This is a genomic window from Calidithermus roseus (genome assembly GCF_003574095.1).
GTDB classification, from domain to species: Bacteria; Deinococcota; Deinococci; order Deinococcales; family Thermaceae; genus Calidithermus; species Calidithermus roseus.
Genome location: NZ_QWLA01000010.1, coordinates 43,315 through 59,704 on the forward strand (window position 1 = coordinate 43,315; position 16,390 = coordinate 59,704).

The 16,390-nt window shown below is 64.7% G+C and carries 15 protein-coding genes, 1 pseudogene and 1 other annotated feature; of the genes and pseudogenes, 6 read left to right on the forward strand and 10 right to left on the reverse strand.

The annotated features are described in order from the left end of the window. Position 1: 1 nt before the first annotated feature. The 3 genes from Mrose_RS04245 to Mrose_RS04255 all read right to left on the reverse strand — a co-directional run bounded on the left by Mrose_RS04245 (position 2) and on the right by Mrose_RS04255 (position 2,476). Positions 2-685, reverse strand: a complete 684-nt coding sequence (locus tag Mrose_RS04245) for a hypothetical protein (protein WP_119276187.1) — start codon at positions 683-685, stop codon at positions 2-4. A gap of 98 nt (positions 686-783) precedes the next feature. Continuing rightward, on the reverse strand, positions 784-1,383 hold the full coding sequence (locus tag Mrose_RS04250; protein ID WP_119276188.1) for a helix-turn-helix transcriptional regulator: 600 nt from the start codon (positions 1,381-1,383) through the stop codon (positions 784-786). 43 nt (positions 1,384-1,426) lie between these two features. Further along, positions 1,427-2,476 carry an Mrp/NBP35 family ATP-binding protein gene (locus tag Mrose_RS04255; protein ID WP_119276189.1) on the reverse strand — a complete coding sequence of 350 codons (1,050 nt, stop codon included), beginning with the start codon at positions 2,474-2,476 and terminating at the stop codon, positions 1,427-1,429. Between the two features lie 600 nt (positions 2,477-3,076). Then, positions 3,077-3,306, forward strand: a binding site (T-box leader). Between the two features lie 104 nt (positions 3,307-3,410). Between Mrose_RS04255 and Mrose_RS04260 the strand changes: the two genes are divergently transcribed. From Mrose_RS04260 to Mrose_RS04275, 4 genes are read left to right on the forward strand one after another with little or no spacing between them, the layout of a single operon-like run. Next, a complete protein-coding gene (locus tag Mrose_RS04260) occupies positions 3,411-4,094 on the forward strand; it encodes a hypothetical protein (protein ID WP_119276190.1) in 684 nt (227 codons plus the stop codon). Next, positions 4,091-6,745: a valine--tRNA ligase gene (locus tag Mrose_RS04265; protein ID WP_119276191.1), complete on the forward strand. Its 2,655-nt coding sequence runs from the start codon at positions 4,091-4,093 to the stop codon at positions 6,743-6,745. The genes Mrose_RS04260 and Mrose_RS04265 overlap by 4 nt, the downstream gene beginning before the upstream one ends. Before the next feature lie 14 nt (positions 6,746-6,759). Beyond that, positions 6,760-7,425, forward strand: coding sequence for an HD domain-containing protein (locus tag Mrose_RS04270; RefSeq protein ID WP_119276192.1), 666 nt, complete (start codon positions 6,760-6,762; stop codon positions 7,423-7,425). Between the two features lie 35 nt (positions 7,426-7,460). Further along, complete coding sequence (locus Mrose_RS04275) at positions 7,461-7,955, forward strand: hypothetical protein (RefSeq protein WP_119276193.1); 495 nt, start codon at positions 7,461-7,463, stop codon at positions 7,953-7,955. Positions 7,956-7,987: 32 nt separating this feature from the next. Here the strand turns inward: Mrose_RS04275 and Mrose_RS04280 are convergent, their stop codons facing one another. The 6 genes from Mrose_RS04280 to mgsA all read right to left on the reverse strand — a co-directional run bounded on the left by Mrose_RS04280 (position 7,988) and on the right by mgsA (position 12,923). Continuing rightward, the gene (locus Mrose_RS04280; protein WP_182482667.1) at positions 7,988-8,827 is read right to left on the reverse strand and encodes an FkbM family methyltransferase; all 840 of its coding nucleotides are present in this window, start codon (positions 8,825-8,827) and stop codon (positions 7,988-7,990) included. 256 nt (positions 8,828-9,083) lie between these two features. Next, positions 9,084-11,081: a single-stranded-DNA-specific exonuclease RecJ gene (locus Mrose_RS04285; RefSeq protein WP_119276195.1), complete on the reverse strand. Its 1,998-nt coding sequence runs from the start codon at positions 11,079-11,081 to the stop codon at positions 9,084-9,086. Between the two features lie 29 nt (positions 11,082-11,110). After that, the gene (locus tag Mrose_RS04290) at positions 11,111-11,428 is read right to left on the reverse strand and encodes a LapA family protein (protein WP_119276196.1); all 318 of its coding nucleotides are present in this window, start codon (positions 11,426-11,428) and stop codon (positions 11,111-11,113) included. A 55-nt stretch (positions 11,429-11,483) separates the two neighbouring features. Beyond that, a complete protein-coding gene (hisA, locus tag Mrose_RS04295) occupies positions 11,484-12,185 on the reverse strand; it encodes a 1-(5-phosphoribosyl)-5-[(5-phosphoribosylamino)methylideneamino]imidazole-4-carboxamide isomerase (protein ID WP_119276197.1) in 702 nt (233 codons plus the stop codon). 65 nt (positions 12,186-12,250) lie between these two features. Further along, entirely contained in the window at positions 12,251-12,475 is a 225-nt protein-coding gene (locus Mrose_RS04300) for a hypothetical protein (protein WP_119276198.1), read from the reverse strand. A gap of 40 nt (positions 12,476-12,515) precedes the next feature. Next, positions 12,516-12,923, reverse strand: a complete 408-nt coding sequence (gene mgsA, locus Mrose_RS04305) for a methylglyoxal synthase (RefSeq protein ID WP_119276199.1) — start codon at positions 12,921-12,923, stop codon at positions 12,516-12,518. A gap of 96 nt (positions 12,924-13,019) precedes the next feature. Between mgsA and Mrose_RS04310 the strand changes: the two genes are divergently transcribed. Continuing rightward, the gene (locus tag Mrose_RS04310; protein ID WP_119276200.1) at positions 13,020-14,048 is read left to right on the forward strand and encodes a hypothetical protein; all 1,029 of its coding nucleotides are present in this window, start codon (positions 13,020-13,022) and stop codon (positions 14,046-14,048) included. A 61-nt stretch (positions 14,049-14,109) separates the two neighbouring features. Here Mrose_RS04310 and Mrose_RS04315 read toward each other — a convergent pair whose 3' ends face one another. Beyond that, on the reverse strand, positions 14,110-15,363 hold the full coding sequence (locus Mrose_RS04315) for a S41 family peptidase (protein ID WP_119276201.1): 1,254 nt from the start codon (positions 15,361-15,363) through the stop codon (positions 14,110-14,112). A gap of 170 nt (positions 15,364-15,533) precedes the next feature. Between Mrose_RS04315 and Mrose_RS04320 the strand changes: the two are divergent. Next, positions 15,534-16,390 (forward strand): annotated as a pseudogene (locus Mrose_RS04320) (GAF domain-containing protein); the annotation flags it as partial.

Here is a 16,390-nt window from a genome sequence, read left to right on the forward strand (position 1 = left end):
TTCAAGGTTTGCTGAAGAGGTCGGGGCTGAGGACGGGGTTGATCTGGTAGTCCTTGTACAGCAGGTCGGCGTAGGGGAAGCCCTCGCGGAACTCGAGGGCCTGCACGGGCACGGTGATTCCGCCTACGACCTGGGTTTTTTCGAAGGTGATGACGTTCTGCCTTGGCGTGAAGTAGCCGGCGAGGGTGCCGTCGTCGAAGAACATGAAGCCCTGTGAGACGCCCTTGGTCTTGGTCAGGACCTGGTGATAGCGCCGGTTCTTGTACATCACGTTCATCACGTAGCTGGCCTCGTCGCGTTCCTTGCCGAAGCGCAGCCCCGGCCACTCGCCATACAGCAAGTCCCACATGAAGTTTCCCGGCTGGGTGACGTAGATTCCCTCCTCCACCTTGTCACCGCGCTTGGTAAAGGTGCGCTCCTTACTGTTGACCCGCACCGCCCCATCGATCTCGACGCGGCTGCGCAGGCCCACGAAGTCGAGGTAGACCTTCAGCACGTTGACCTTGTCGGTGAAGGGCGGCTTGTACTCGAGGGTGTAGCTCAGGCTTTTGAGGTTCTTGAGCGCCTCGCCGCCATTGGCCTTGAGGCCGAGCTCGAGCCAGTAAGCAGGGTCTTTGTTGACGTTGTCCTGTGCCAGGCCCAGCAGGGCCCCCATCGCCAGCGCCACCAGCAGCAGCCGTTTCATGTGGAGGATTCTCCCATACCCGTAAGGAGAACGTATGAGGCGAATGGGCTTCATCGCGAAGCCCAAGGTTAAGGGTGTTTGGCGTACGCTCCCCACCCTCAACCAATGCGATAGCGGCAACACCGCCCGCCTGCCGCGATGCGCTCCTCCCGCACCACCGGCAGGCCCAGGAGTTGCTGGTAGAGTTCCTGCTCGGTTTGACAAAACTCGTAGTGCTCGGTGGAGAGGGCCAGTTTTGGGCAGCGGTTTTGCTCGAGGTACCAGTAGCCATCCTGCTGGTAGCACCTGGCCTGATAACCCTGTTCGGTGAGGTATTCCGCCAAGCGGCAGAGCTTGTCTGCCAGCGGCAAGCCCTCGAGCTGGGGAGTGAGTTCATTCAACAGCCTGGTATTGCGCAAGGAGAGCACCTCGAGCACCGCGCCCCGGCCAAAGAGGTCGTTGATGTGCTCGAGCAACTCGCTGCACAGCCGGACATACGGGGTCTGCTCGTCCACGGCGCTGAACACCTGACGGGGACGGCCCCGGCCCGCGCACTTTTCCTCCCGGCCCCTCACCAGCCCCTCGCGGCTGAGGTCCTCGAGGTGACGGTGCACCGCCACCTTGCTGATGCCCATGCGTTCGGAGAGTTCGGCGACGGTAGCTGGGGATTGCCGCAGGTGCTCGAGGATTCTCAGCTTGGTGTCGCTTAGACCTACCATCGCTCCTCCCCTTCCCAAAGCCGTGATCGCACCTTTAGTCCCATCACGCCATGGGCAGGAGCATATAGCTTTGCACCGACAGCTGCCCGGCCAGCGCCCGGGCCACCTCGCGCAGGGCCTGGGCTTCGGGGCTGTGGGGGGCCGAGAGCACCACCGGAACCCCGGCGTCGCTGGCCTCGCGCACGGCCACGGCGATGGGGATCTCACCCAGGAAAGCCGTCTTGTGGGCTTCGGCCATCCTGCGCCCACCCCCCTGGCCGAAGATGTGGATCCGCTCTCCCCCTTGCTCGAAGTAGGACATGTTCTCGATCACGCCCAAAAGTGGCACCTGCACCCGCTTGAACATGTCCGCCGCACGCTCGGCGTCGATACGGGCGACGTCCTGGGGCGTGGTCACGATCACCCCGCCCGAGACCTTGGTGAGCTGGGCCAGCGAGAGCTGCACATCGCCGGTGCCTGGGGGCATGTCCACGATCAGGTAATCGAGCTCGCCCCAGGCCACCTCGTGCAGGAATTGCCTGAGGGTGCCGTGCAGGATGGGACCGCGCCACACCATGGCCTGTCCCGGCGGGACGATGTTGGCGATGGTGATCAGCTTGATGCCATAGCGCTCGAGCGGCACGATGCGCTTTTGGTCATCCACCATGAGCTTCTGGGTCTGCGTGCCGAACATCTGGGCCTGCGAGGGGCCGTAGATGTCGGCGTCGAGCAGGCCCACCGCGGCTCCCTCTTGCGCCAGGGCCACCGCCAGGTTGGCGGCTACCGTGCTCTTGCCTACCCCGCCCTTGCCCGAGGCAATCGCCACCACGTGCTTGATGCCCGGCAGGGGCAGGTTCTGCGGGGCGCGCACGGTTGCACCAAAATGCACCTCGAGCTCATCCACGCCGATGCGGGCCAGAGCGGCCCGCACCTCGGTCTCGATCTGGCCCTTGAGTGGGCAAGCAGGTGTGGTGAGGTTGATCTTGACCCCCACCCTGTTCCCCTCGACCACGACCTTCTCGACCATCCCGAGGCTGACTAAGTCCTTGTGCAGCTCGGGATCATTCACGGTTTTCAGAGCCTCGAGCACCGAGGCTTCGCTCACGCCACTCATCGTTCTAAGGATAGTGAGCAGAGCGATATCCGAAGGCGGGAAAGCTCACATTAGGCGTATCTGGCGGGGTGCAAAGGCACTTGCCTCACGGGGTTTATGTGTGGTGATGATCGGCATCCCCAGGAGTCGTATGTCAAATGCCCTCGACCCCGATCTCAGGCCACAAGCCACCAGCTTCCCGCTTTTTGCGGATGGCTGGGAGCTGAAGGGTGACAGCCTTTTCTTTTGACGCTCCCCCTGCCACACTGCGCCCTGGGGAGGTCGAAGCGTGTCCGAAGCCAACAAGAGCATCGTCCGGCGGTTCGTGGAAGAAGTGATCAACCGGGGCGACCTGGGAGCGGTGGACGAGCTGCTGGCTCCGGGCTACCTCGATCACGGCGCGCTGATGCGTGGACTGCCCGCCAAACGTGAGGGCGCCAAGCGGCTTTATGCGCTGCTACACGCGGGTTTTCCCGACCTCGAGTGCGCCGGAAGGACTCGAGCCGGAGGAGGTGGCGCTGGAGGTTCTGAGGGCGCTGCGAAGGTCTTATGTCGTAGGCAAGACCCAGCGTTTGAGTATCGGCCATCGACGACTCCTGGAAGAAGCCTCGTGTATACTTGAAACAGGCCGTGACCGGGAGGAGTAGGTTTCTCCCCGCTCCCCAGAGAGGATCGTTCATAGGCTGAAAGACGATCTGGAGAACAGAAACCGAACGTCGCCCGTGAGCCAGCAGGAAGAACGGCCTTTGGCCCAGTAGATCCTGCCGGGGGTGCCCGAAATAGCACATCCGAGTGCCTGGCCGTATGGCCGGGAAGCGCGGTGGTACCGCGGGGGTTTCCTCGTCCGTGCACGGTATTGGCGCGGGCGTTTTTGTTTGAGGAGGCAGGTGAGGGTATGAGCGAGACTCCACAGGAATGGGCCAAGAAAGATCACTGGGAGGTCTGGGTTGGCTGGATGAAAAACCAACCGACCGACTGGAACCGCCAACTCGAGCAGGAGGTCAAGGAGCAAAACCCCACTTCCGGCTTCACCACGGAGGACAAGGACTACCCAGGCTGGTGGCCCCAGCGGGGGCTCTCTCACCCTTTCGAAAACCTGTGTGACAACTACGAGGAAGCCTTGGACGTCATCACTAAAGCCCTCAAGCGACCCAATCTAGGCGAGATGGCCGGCCTCCACTTCAGCAAATCCCAGCGCAAGGCGCTCATCCAGGAGGTACATCAACGCTTCGGGCAACCCGTCCTCGAGAAGGGAAGCTATCATCACGCCTGGTTCTATGGCGACTGGGCGCTCAAGGTGTCCATTGAGCACGTCCCCTTCCGGGAAATATTCGATACCACCTTCGCCGCCCTGAACAACCCCCTTCGCAGCTTGCAAGGACGCCGCGCGCGCGTCGAGCGGCTCTTGGACAGCGCCGGGAAAGACGAAGCCGAGCTCGTGGCAGAGGGTGTGCTGGGCATCGAGGGAAATACCGTGCGCGTGGGCAACTGGAGCCAGGCTTTCGAGGACAAGGATTATGTCGAGGGTGTGGCCTACCCAACCTACGACGCCGAACACGTGTTCGATGGCATCATGCTCTACTCGGAGGCCGCTGGAGCCACTTTTTACTTCTACGATCTCGAGGAGGAACCTGCATGATCAAGGAACTTCCCAAGGCCTACGACCCCCAGACCGTGGAGCCCCGCTGGGCCGAGGAGTGGGCCAAAAACCCGCTCAAGCCTGAACTCAACGCGGGTAAGGGCAAAGGGCCCTTCACCATCGTGATTCCCCCGCCCAACGTAACCGGCAATCTGCACCTGGGGCACGCGCTGGACAACACCATCATCGACACCCTCATCCGCTTCAAGCGCATGCAGGGCTACGAGGCGCTCTACCTCCCCGGCACCGACCACGCCGGCATCACCACCCAGGTGCTCGTCGAGCGGGAGCTGGCCAAGGAGGGCAAGAGCCGCCACGACCTGGGCCGGGAGAAGTTCTTAGAACGGGTCTGGGCCTTCAAGGAGAAGAACGGAGGGACCATCCTGCACCAGCTACGCCGCATCGGGGCGAGCTGCGACTGGAGCCGCGAGCGCTTCACCATGGACCCTGGCCTCTCCCGCGCGGTGCGGCGCAGCTTCGTGGAGTACTACCATCAGGGGCTAGCCTACCGCGGCAAGCGCATCGTGAACTGGGACCCGGTGGCCCAGACGGTGCTCAGTGACCTCGAGGTCGACCGCGAGGAGCGCCAGAGTCAGCTCTGGGTGCTCGAGTATCCCTTCGAGGACGGCGAGCAGGGGATGGCCGTAGGCCATAGCGGCGATGCCGCTAACCTAGGCGGCCTCCGCATCGCCACCCAGCGCCCCGAGACCATCTTCGCCGACGTGGCGGTGGCGGTGCACCCCGAGGACGAGCGCTATAAAGGCCTGGTGGGCCGTCGGGTGCGCATTCCCCTCACCGACCGGCTCATCCCGATCATCGCCGACGAAGCCGTGGAGCGCGAGTTCGGCACCGGTGCGCTCAAGATCACCCCGGCCCACGACCCCGCCGACTTCGAGATCGGCCTGCGGCACGGCCTCGAGATGCCCAGCGTCATCGACCTGAACGCGAAGCTGGTGGGCGAGCTGGTGCCCGCGGAGTTCCGCGGCCTCGACCGCTTCGAAGCCCGCGAGAAGGTGGCCCAGCGGCTCGAGGCCGAGGGCTACCTCAAGGGCGTGGAGACCCACACCGTGCAGCTTCCCCTCTCCGAGCGCACCAAGGAGCCCATCGAGCCCATGCTGCTGACGCAGTGGTTCGTGCGCATGAAGCCGGTGGCCCAGAAGGTGCTCGAGGGGCTCGAGCGCGGCGAGATGCGCCTGGTACCCGAGCGCTGGGAGAAGGTCAACCGCGACTGGCTGGAGAACATCCGCGACTGGGCCATCGGACGGCAGATCTGGTGGGGTCACCAAATCCCGGCCTGGTACGACGAGGAGGGCAACATCTACGTGCCCGACCCCGAAAACCCCGACCTCGACTGCGACAAGGACCCTCGCTACGCCCACCTCAACCTCAGGCGCGATCCCGACGTGTTCGACACCTGGTTCTCCTCGGCGCTGTGGCCTTTTTCCACCCTGGGCTGGCCCGACGAGACCCCCGACTTCAAGAAGTTCTACCCCACCGACGTGCTGGTGACGGGCTACGACATCCTCTTCTTCTGGGTGGCCCGCATGCAGATGTCAGGCTACCAGTTCACCGGCAAAGCCCCCTTCCACACCATCGTGCTGCACGGCCTCTACCTCGACGCCAAGGGCCAGAAGATGTCGAAGAGCAAGGGCAACGGCATCGACCCGCTTGACCTCATCGACAAGTACGGGGCCGACGCCTGCCGCTTCGCCTGGGACTACCTGGCCACAGGCGGGCAGGACATCCGCCACGACGAGCGGCGCTACGAGCAGGGGCGCAACTTCGCCAACAAGCTCTACAACGCGGCGCGCTTCGTGCTGATGAATAAAGACGCGCTACGCCGAACGCAAGACGCAAAACGCGAAGACCTGACCCTTGCCGACCGCTGGATGACCTCGAGGCTCAACCGAGGCATCGCCGAGATCACCGAAGCCTACGAGGCCTATGACCTGGGGCGCGCGGCCCGCCTGATCTACGAGCTGGTATGGAGCGAGTTCTGCGACTGGTACCTCGAGGCCGCCAAGCCCGCGCTGCGTGAGGGCAACCAGGCGACGATGAAGACCCTCGAGGCCACCCTCGCCACGCTGCTCAAGCTGCTACACCCCATCATGCCTTTCATCACCTCCGAGCTGTACGAGGCGCTGACCGGCGACCCCAAGCAGCTCGCCCTGCAAGCGTGGCCCACGCCCGGCGGGCGGGACCTCGAGGCCGAACGGGCCTTCGAGACCCTGCAGGAGAGCATCAGCGCAACCCGTAACCTGCGCGCGGAACTGGGTATAGCCCCCCAACAGGAGATCAGGGTGCACCTGGACGGACCTGGAGCCAGCTTGGTGATGGAAAACCTGCCCCTGTTCCGCTTTTTGAGCAAGGCCGAAGCCACCCTCGGAACTCCCGAGAAGGCCATCGCTCAGGCGACTTCGGCCACGACGGTGTACCTGCGCCCCGAAGGCGACCTCGAGGGCTTCCTCGAGCGCCAGAAAAAGCGGCTCGCCGAGCTGGAAAGGTTGGTGGCCCAGGCCGAGGCCAAGCTCGCCAACGCGGGCTTCGTGGAGCGGGCCAAGCCCGAGGTGGTCGAAGCCGAGCGCGAGCGGTTGGCCGAGAACAGGGCCCAGCTCGAGCGCATCCGGGCCAACCTCGAGCGCCTGAGCTAGCGGAAAAAAGGCTCGTGGCCCTCTTCACCCTCGGCAACAGCGGGCGCAAACGCCTCATCCGGCGCTGGAGCGCTCTCATGCGCGCTCTGGAGGCCCCGGAAGAGATTCGCTTCGGCCTCCTCGATGACCTGCTGCGGCGCTACGGCGAGCCCCACCGCAGCTACCACAACCTCTTCCATATCGAATGGCTGTTCAGCGCGCTCGAGCCCCATCCCATAGCTGAGCAGGCCGCGCTGGAGTTGGCAGTGTGGTTTCACGACGCCGTCTACGACACCACACGCGACACCAACGAGGAAGAGAGCGCCGAACTGGCGCGGCGCACGCTCGAGCCCTTCGATCCCGAACTGGCCCATCGGGTCAGCGATATGGTGCTGGCCACCAAAACCCATCACTCCGACGACCCCGCCACCCAGCTGCTCCTCGACGCCGACCTGAGCATCCTGGGGGCTGAGAGCGCGGTGTACCAGAGGTACAGCCGCGCTATCCGCCAAGAATATGCCTGGCTGCCGCCGGAGGCTTACCGGGCTGGGCGCTTGAGGGTGCTTCGCTCCTTCCTCTCTCGCCCCAGAATCTACGTCACCCAGGCGTTCGGCGGGCTCGAGGAAGCTGCCAGGGCCAACCTCCGAGGCGAGGTCGAGTGGCTGGAACAGGTACAGCCGGAGCAGCTTAATCCCCCCTAACCCCTTGTTCATGAAGCGCCAATAAGGTGAAATCTATGAGGAAATTTCTGGCCATTCCTGCCGTAGCAGCGCTGATCAGCGGTTGTGGCATCATCGAAGTGCGGCCCGTGCCGCCTACGATCAGCAATCTGGAAACCCAAGCCACCTTCTGCACCGACCGCGACACCATCGCGGACTTCCAGTTCGAGGCCAAAGGTCTTATCACCAGGCTCGAGGTATGGGTCACGGAACCCGGCGTCAGCGATCCCAGCGCCGATCCGGCCAACAAAGCCGGTGAGCTCGATGCTTTCGACCTTTTCTCAAACGGGTCGAAATTGGTGGGGTTCATCGCGCTTGACACCAACGGGGACAACAAGGTGCAGCGCAGCGGGCAGAATTTGCCTGCCATCGTGGTCACGCCCACCGAAAAGCAGGTGTGGGTAAGGGGTTATAACCTCGACCAGACCAACGGTTTCGTGAAAGCGGGCAACACCATGCTCCCCAGCGCTGCGAGTGATTGCGACCCCATCTTCCCCTACGGCCAGCCCTGAAGTCCGCACATGCCCCCTCTTTTTTGATCGATTCATAACGGGAGGGGCACGTAGCCGGTGCTCCCCCACCACAAACAAACCTTCTCCCAGGGCTCGAGCAGCGCAGCCAGGGTAGGGCCCCTGATATTCGTTTTTGACTGCAAGGAGGGTAGTGGCATCCTGCTCGCGTAGATCAGGGTGCTGGCTTCATAAGCCACCACCTCACTGACCCGCAGGCCGTGGGCCTCGAGCAAGGCCACCGCCTCGGCTTTTTTGCGGCGCACGACCTCCGGGTTGGGGTCGTAGATTTCGCAGATCACGGCTATGTTGGGATGCCGGGCCAGGGTGCGCTGCATGCCGCGCAGCACCTGGAGTTCCACACCCTCGGCATCGATCTTGATCAGGTCGGGGGTCAGGTCGTGGCGCTCGAAATAATCGTCGAGCGAGACCATCTCCACCTCGAGGGCTTCCCCTGAAGCCCTCTCCCGCAACAGCGAGTGGATGCCGCAATCACTGCCCAGGAAAAGCTCGGCCCGCCCTGAGCGGTCGCTCACCGCCATCTGGCAGAGCGTCACGTTGCGGTGGCCGTTGGCCTCGAGGTTGCGCCGGATGCGTTTGCAGTTGTTAGGTTCGGGCTCGAAGGCGATCACCCGGCCCTGCGGCCCCACCGCCCGCGCCGCGGCCAGGGTGTAGAAGCCCACGTTGGCCCCGATGTCCACGATGGTCTGGCCGGGCTTGATCATGGCGCGAAACAGCTCGAATGCCTCCTTCTCGTGTGTCCCCACGGCAATGCTGAGCTGGGTGCGGTCGTCGAGGTTGAGCCACATCTTCTGGCCGTGTACCCCGACCCAGCTCTCACCCTTGGGCAAAGCCACACTGTAAGTGCGCCACATCCAGCGTCCCAGGGCAGTCTTCCCAATTCCGGTTGGTCCGAGTAAAGCTGAAGCAATCCGGGCAATTCCAATCAATACACGCATACACAGCACCCCGTCGAGTAAGTCGGTTGAGCCAAGGTCGTCGCTAACAGCCAAGCGAGAGAGGAATCCGCAGACAAGGTCTTGAAGTCGATTATAGGGCGTACAGGCTGGCCGTAGTGGTCAAGTTCGACAAAATGCTTTGCCTACGTGTACACGTGGTTGAGGTCAGGGCTTATGAGACGTAAGTCAGCGGCTTTGTACGATTCCACCAGGCTTCCAGAGCATCGGCGAGCAATTGGGGGTGACCGTTTTTATAAGCGAAAATCATATTTTTAGCCAATCCCTCCAGACCGTAAGACTGGGCCTTTGAGCGCAGAGCATCCAGGGCTTTCTCGCTCAGGGCCAGCCGAACCACCCGGTGCATGGGGGTAGCCCGTCCCGATAGGGGATCGTCCACCTCAATCCGCACGGGCTCTTCAGGAAGGGCAAACCAGTAGGCAGCCTGATCGGCGCTCACCACCGGAACGCCCTGCTCGGCAAACCACCCAGCCCCCTCTGCACCGACGAAAACGGGCGCTTTGCTTTGCAGCACTTCCTGGAGGGCGAGCCTGAAGGGCAGGGGCTGAATCCAGCTTCGGGCCTGGCCTGCCTCCCGGTAGGCCAGGGCGCGCAGCTCGAGGCTACGTTCTCCATTCCAGTCGTTGTGGGTCAGGCTGGCGGCGAGTTCGATCTCCCCCGTGGGCAGGCGTTCGCCGTTGTCCTTCCACTTGACGACCCGCAGGCCGCCCAGGCGAAACGACAGGTGCTTGCCCCCCTCGCCCATGGTGCGCACGTTCTCGGGCTTGCCGCTGAGGAAGAACAGCGGCTCGGGGTTGCCCTCACCGTAGGGCTCGAGCAGTTGCAGGGCAGCGTAGAGAGCCTCCAGGTCCTCCCCCTCCAGCACCCCGTCGAGTTCGATCACCGGCTGGGGCGGGGGAAACTGGGAGGCGTAGGCGTAGATGGCCTCGCGGAAGGCCGGGATGCGCTCCTCGGCGATGGCGAAACCGGCGGCTTGGGCATGGCCGCCGTAGCGCTTGAGGTGGGAAGCGGCGAAGCGCAGCGCTCCGACCGCGCTGATGCCGGGGGTGCTGCGCACGCTGCCCTTGCCCTCGGCGATGATGAACACCGGCTTGTAGAAGGCCTCGAGCACCCGGCTGGCCACAATGCCCATCACGCCAGGATGCCCACTGCTGTCTTCGATGACCAGCGCAGGGGCATCGGGGTCGAGGGTGGGCCAGATGCGCTGGAGCATCTCCTCCTCGATGCGCTGGCGGCGGGCGTTGAGCAGGGACAGGGCATCCGCGAGGGGACGGGCTTGCAGGGGATCGTGGGTGGTGAGCAATTCCAAGGCCAGCTCGGCCTGCCCCAGGCGACTGGCGGCGTTGATGCGGGGAGCGATACGGAAGGCCACTTCGCTTGCGCTGTAGCTCTTGCAGTGCTCGGCAGCCAGGGTGGCCAGCCCCAGGTGCTGGCTGTGGCGAAGCTGCTCGAGGCCCCGCCGCACCAACGCCCGGTTGAAGCCCCGCAAGGGGGCCACGTCGGCGATGGTGCCGATGCAGGCCAGGTCGGCGTATTCGATGGGGGCGGGCTTGCCCAGCATTTCATAGATCTTCCACAGCAACAAGAAGGCCACGCCCGAGCCGGTGGGGTGGGGCTGGCCCTCGAGTTCCGGGGTGAGCATGGGGTGAACGAGGATGCCCGGAGGGTGGACCTGCCCTGGACTGTGGTGATCGGTGACCAGCACCGAGACCCCGTTCTCGGTGAGCTCGCGCAGCTCGGCGTGGTTGGAGATGCCGCAGTCTACGGTGATGAACAGGTCGCAGGCGTCGATGTGCTCGGGGATGCGGTCCATCAGCACGCCGTAACCCTCCTCGAGCCGGTGGGGCACGAAGGCGTGGATGTCGGCCCCCAGCCTGCCCAGCCCCAGCAGCAGCACCGCCGTGCCGGTGAGCCCGTCGGCGTCGTAGTCGCCGTGGATGCGGATGCGTTCGCCGCGCTCGAGGGCCTGCAACACGCGCTTGGCGGCCTCCTCCAGGCCCCGTAAGGGCAGCAAGGTAAGGGGCGGGTCGAGGTCTTGAGGGGTGCGAAAGCCCCGGTTATAGCAGATGGCCGCCGCCAGGGGCGGGAGGCCCAGCTTCAGCAGGGGCTCGAGTTCGGAGGTCGTGGGCCAGGGGCGGAACTTCCAGATCATGGCAGGGAGCTCTTCAGGTTCTGCCGTCTTCAAGGCTGTTGGTCAGGACCGGGAGCCGCGGAGACTTCCTGAGTCTGCGCGCGCTTGAGGGTTTCGACCTCGTTGCGCACCTGGCGCAGCTCACGTCCCTGGCGGCCCAGGGTGCGGCGCAGTCCTATCCACCAGGCCAGGGCGTACAAGGCCATCACCAGCACCCCAAGGGCAAAAGAGCCCGCCAGCAGGACCCCTACGTGCACCGGCCCCCAGGGCGTGCCCAGCAACAGCTCGGGCTGGTAGGTGTATAGCCCCCAGCTCACCGCCACGACGACCAGGGCGATGAGGAAGGCCAGCCAGTTGAGGACGATCATGGGGATAGTCTAACCCTAAAAACAGGGGGCCGGGGGACGGGAAGGAGGGCCTTCCTCACAGCCACCGGCTCAGGTCGATCCGGCCCTCGTAAAGGGCCTTACCGGTGATGGCCCCCTCCACCCCCAGGCGTTGCAGGCCCTCGAGGTCGGCGTCGGAGGCGATCCCACCCCCGGCGATGAGAAAGCTGGGCCAGGCCTCGCGCACCCTGGCGACGGTCTCGAGGTCGAGCCCCTGCAAGGTACCGTCGCGGCGCACGTCGGTGTAGATGAGGGTCCGCACGCCTGACTGGTGCATCCGGCGGGCCAGTTCGCGCACGTCCTGCGCGGTGCCCTCGGCCCAGCCCGAGACCACCACCTCCAGCCCCCGCGCGTCCAGGCTGACCACCACCCGCTCGGGACCGAAGGCTTCGAGCATGGCCGCCAGCACCTCCGGCTGCTTGACTGCCACCGTGCCCACCACCACCCGGCCCGCGCCCAGCTCCAGCAGCGCGCGGGCCGCCTCTAAGCTGCGCACTCCACCCCCCACCTCGAAGGGCACCTCCAGCCGCTCGGCGATACGGCGGATTACCGCGCGGTTCTCCCCGCGGCCCGTAGCCGCATCGAGGTCTACGAGGTGCAATAACCCAGCCCCCTGGGCTTGCCAGTGCAGGGCAGCTTCCAGGGGGTCTTCGAAGTAGACGGTCTCGAGTTCGGGCTTACCTTCAAACAGCCGCACCGCGCGGCCTTGTTGGATATCTACCGCAGGAATCACCAGCACGCAGGCGATTGTACTGGTTTTCGGCGGTCAACTGTCGGCGAGAAAGATCGACCATCGACCTCCGCTCACGCCCGAATGATGGAGCGCTGGATCGGGGGCTCGCTCACCTGGGCTGCGCCCTGCTGAATGCCAATGAGGAAGCCCAGCTTCATCAGGTTGATGATCTGCTCGGTCTGGCCGGACTGCACCAGCTCCTGCACGTACTCGGCCATGCCGGGAGGGAAGGGCATCTGCTGCAAGGCTTCGCGGTTGACCTCCAGCATGTGTTGGATCCACTCGAGGGGTGTCATGCTTTATACTATAGCACTCAACTTACCTGATAACTTGTACTTAGACACTTTCGGGCTCGAGGTCGTCGCGCGAAAGATCGCTCTGCAACCAGGCCAGGATGGCTTCGGCAGCGGCCAGGTTGCTGGCCAGAGGCACGTTATGCACGTCGCACACGCGCATCAAAGCCTGCACGTCGGGCTCGTGGGGCTGGGCTGCCAGGGGGTCACGCAGGAAGATCACGGCGACCACTTTTCCCTCGGCCACCCGCCCCCCGATCTGCTGGTCGCCGCCCATCGGCCCGGAGAGCAGGGCCTCGACCTCGAGCCCCGCCTTCTGTCTGAGCAGCCTGCCGGTGGTCCCGGTGGCGATGAGCTTGTAGCGCGAGAGGATTTCGCGGTGGTCCTTGGCGAAGGAAACCATGTCGGCCTTCTTGCCGTCGTGGGCGATCAGGGCCAGAGACTTGCTCATGCTCCCTAGCTTAACGCCCTGCTCCGAATCGGGGCGCGCCCGCGGAATTTAGGCCCTGCCACGGTTAACCATCCGGTGAGGCGGCAAAATCGGAGCATGCAACATCCCCTACAGCCTCGAGCCCGCTCGCAAGCCCCATCCCCACTCAGTTCCATCGCCGCGCTGTGGTGGGGCGTCGCCTTCAGCACCCTGGTCACTGGCCTCATCTGGCTTCTGGGAGAGCGGCTCGAGCGCGTCCCGCTACTCCCCGACCAGGGCGCGGCCTGGTACTACTGGCAGCTCCCCGACCCCACCCTCCTCACCCGCCTCTCGGCCTGGGTGCCCTACCTGCTGCACAACCTCGCCATCTGGTACCTCATCTATCTCGCGCAGAAGCAGCGCCCCGCCTACACCGCCGGGCTACACCCCTTCAACGTGTGGGCCCTGGCGATCAACGGCTTATTCGGCGTGCTGCACGTACTTCAGACTCACCTCTTCTACGACGGGCTGGCCCAGGACGTCTCGATCTTCTCCTCGCAGGGCTCGGTGATCGTGCTGCTGGTGCTGGTACTGATCATGGAGAACCGGCGGCGGGGGATGTTCTGGGGCAAGCCGGCCCCGCTGAGCCGGCAGGTCGTGGACTTCGTGCGGCGGTACCACGGCTACTTCTTCGCCTGGGCGGTGATCTACACCTTCTGGTTCCACCCCGCCGTCGCCACCGCCGGACACCTGCTAGGCTTCTTCTACACCTACTTGCTCATGCTGCAAGGCAGCCTGTTCTTCACCCGCGCCCACCTCAACCGCTACTGGACCTTCAGCCTCGAGTTCCTGGTGCTGCTGCACGGAACCATCGTGGCGGTGCTGCAAGGCAACGGCATCTGGCCCATGTTCGCCTTCGGCTTCGCCGGGATCCTGGTCATCACCCAGATGCACGGCTTGGGCCTGAAGAACTGGGCTAAGTGGGCGATCCTGGCCCTCTACTGCGCGGGGGTGACGTACGTCTACAGCGACCGCGGCTGGGCCAAGGTCAACGAGGTGCTCCGCATCCCGATCATCGACTACGTGCTGGTGTTTTTGCTGGCGGGCCTCATCAGCCTGGGGTTGTGGATCGCCCGCAGGCTGCGCCCGACTCGAGCCGCGGGTTAGCCCAGACCCTGGCCCTACACGGGCGTCCGGCCACCGGCCAGCGGCGATTCCGGGGATCCAATTACCTGATCCCTAGCACCTCGAGCGCCTTCTCCAGCATGGGGTCGCGCCCAGTGCGGGCGATGACCTCGGGCTCGTAGGGCATCTCGACGTCGGGGGTGACGAACTCGGGGAGGGGCTCACCGGTGGTTTTGAAGGTTCGCACGTAGGTGATGGCGATGGCTGAGCCGTCGGAGAGGGGCCAGAACTCGGTGGCGGTGTTCATCACGCCCACGGTGCGCTGGCCAATGAGGGGGACCTTGCCGAAGTGCTGGAGCACGTAGGCCATGATCTCGCCGCAAGAAGCGGTCGAGCCGTTGATGAGCGCGGCAACCTTGCCGCTGAAGCGGGCGGGCTGCTCGAGCCGGTAGGGGGGGTTGGGGTCCTTGGGGTCGTTGCCCAGCACCGCGCCGTCGGCGTAGCCAAAAGGCACGGTGGCGGTTTTGGTGCGCATCTCCAGAGCGAAGTTGCCCACGAAAGCGCCAGGCGCGCTCTCACACTCGGTCTCCTCACCGCCGGAGTTGCCCCGCAGGTCGATCACGATGGCCCTGGCCCCCTTGCCCTGAGCCTCGCGCACCAGGGCGTGAACCCTGGGTCCTACCTGCTTGTAGACCGCGAAATCGGGGATGCGTAGCACGAACACTCCCTGGGGTGCACCGCTGGGAGCATAGAGGGTGGGCAGCACCGGGAGGGTGTAGGGCTGGCGGCGCAGGGTCAGTTCCAGGTGCTGCTCGGCACCCTGGGCTCCGCGCAGCAGGCTCAGGCGCACCGGCTGGTCGGTGTTAATGCGGTTGCGGAAGTCCTCGAGGCTGCGCAGGCTTTCGCCGCCCACCGCCACAACCCGGTCGAAGGGCCTGACACCGGCCACATCGGCAGCGCTCTGGGGCCTGATATCGCCGATAAGGACGCGCCCATCGAAGAAGCCGACCATGCTGATGCCGTAGATGGGCGTAGGGTCAACCCGGCCCGCGAAGCGGTCGAGGCTCTGTCTGTAACGCTCGGGGCTGAGGAAATAGGTGTGCCCGTCGCCGATGCCGCGCACCAGGCGCGCAACCACACTGCGCCCGGCCTCGAAGCCGCACTCGGGGTTCGAGGCGCACAGTTGCTCGAGCTCGCGCCCATAGCGCTCCCCCAGGGCCTTGAAGTCGGGCTGGGCGTAGCCGAAGTAATGGGTCTCGAGCAGCTTCAAGGCCTCTTGCAGCAGGTCGCCGGCGGGGTGGGTGAGACCCGTGCCCAACGCCAGCAAGGCCGCGAGGATCAGGGCACGCAGGTGCATGAAGCCAATCTACACGAGGCCGATGGCTGGTGGCTTAAAGGCGATAGCTGAAAGCGTTTAGTCTGCTCTAAGCGCACGACGACGGCTCATGGCCTGACCGTTACACCGTCCACGACAGGGTGTGCGCCTTAGGCGAGCCAGAGGCAAAGCTGGGCTTATACTTCCATACAATGAGTGCCGCCAGCGCTTACACTGCCCTCCTCGAAACCTTGCAGGCGCTGGCAGGGCAGCGCGAGGAAGAGCTCTGGCCCTCGTTGCTGCGTTCTGCCGTAGAAGTGGTTCCAGGCGCCGAAGGCGGGGCGATTATCGTCCGGCGCAATCACCGCTACCGGACCATCGCCATCTGCGATTATCCGCCGGAGGTCCTGGGACTGGAGTTCAGCGAAGCCAGCGTCATCGCCTGGCACGGCGACGAGGAAGCCTGGCGGCGCGGCGAACCCCGCATTGCCAATGGGGCCGCGCTCGAGAAGCTCATGGCTGCGGCCCTCGAGCAGCCTAACACCCACGCGGCCCTGGCTGCGCTGCGCCACGAGCGTGTGCGGAGCATCCGGGCCAACCTCTGCCTGCCCCTGCTCATCGGCAATGAGGTAGCCGCTTTCATCCACCTCGATAACCGCTCGCGGGAAAAAGCCTTCACCCCCGCCTCGCTCGAGGCCACCCGGCTTTATGCCCTGCAAGCCACCGCCCTGCTGGCGGCCCAGAACCAGCGCAGCGCGCTCGAGGCCCGGCTGCGCGAGTTCGAGATCATCGAGGGCCTGACCCAGACCCTCAACCGGGCCAGCCGCCAGGAGGAGATCGTGGCCCTGCTGGTGCAGGAGATATCGCGCCTGATGAACTCTCCCCACGTCCACGTGCTGCTGCGCCAACCTGAAGCCGACTGGCTCGAAAGCGTCGGGTGGCTGGGGCTGTTCGAACGCCACGCCCACACGCGCGTTCCCAGGGGTATGGGCCTGAGCTGGGCCAGCCTCGAGCACAAGCAGGTGCTGCGGGTGGAGAACGCCCCCCGCGACCCCCGCAACTTCAACCC

Bases quoted from the DNA above. Each gene is read 5' to 3' on its own strand.
- Mrose_RS04245 (WP_119276187.1), bottom strand. From the start codon at position 685: ATGAAACGGCTGCTGCTGGTGGCGCTGGCGATGGGGGCCCTGCTGGGC.
- Mrose_RS04250 (WP_119276188.1), bottom strand. From the start codon at position 1,383: ATGGTAGGTCTAAGCGACACCAAGCTGAGAATCCTCGAGCACCTGCGG.
- Mrose_RS04255 (WP_119276189.1), bottom strand. From the start codon at position 2,476: ATGAGTGGCGTGAGCGAAGCCTCGGTGCTCGAGGCTCTGAAAACCGTG.
- Mrose_RS04260 (WP_119276190.1), top strand. From the start codon at position 3,411: ATGAAAAACCAACCGACCGACTGGAACCGCCAACTCGAGCAGGAGGTC.
- Mrose_RS04265 (WP_119276191.1), top strand. From the start codon at position 4,091: ATGATCAAGGAACTTCCCAAGGCCTACGACCCCCAGACCGTGGAGCCC.
- Mrose_RS04275 (WP_119276193.1), top strand. From the start codon at position 7,461: ATGAGGAAATTTCTGGCCATTCCTGCCGTAGCAGCGCTGATCAGCGGT.
- Mrose_RS04280 (WP_182482667.1), bottom strand. From the start codon at position 8,827: ATGTGGCGCACTTACAGTGTGGCTTTGCCCAAGGGTGAGAGCTGGGTC.
- Mrose_RS04285 (WP_119276195.1), bottom strand. From the start codon at position 11,081: ATGATCTGGAAGTTCCGCCCCTGGCCCACGACCTCCGAACTCGAGCCC.
- Mrose_RS04290 (WP_119276196.1), bottom strand. From the start codon at position 11,428: ATGATCGTCCTCAACTGGCTGGCCTTCCTCATCGCCCTGGTCGTCGTG.
- Mrose_RS04300 (WP_119276198.1), bottom strand. From the start codon at position 12,475: ATGACACCCCTCGAGTGGATCCAACACATGCTGGAGGTCAACCGCGAA.
- mgsA (WP_119276199.1), bottom strand. From the start codon at position 12,923: ATGAGCAAGTCTCTGGCCCTGATCGCCCACGACGGCAAGAAGGCCGAC.
- Mrose_RS04310 (WP_119276200.1), top strand. From the start codon at position 13,020: ATGCAACATCCCCTACAGCCTCGAGCCCGCTCGCAAGCCCCATCCCCA.
- Mrose_RS04315 (WP_119276201.1), bottom strand. From the start codon at position 15,363: ATGCACCTGCGTGCCCTGATCCTCGCGGCCTTGCTGGCGTTGGGCACG.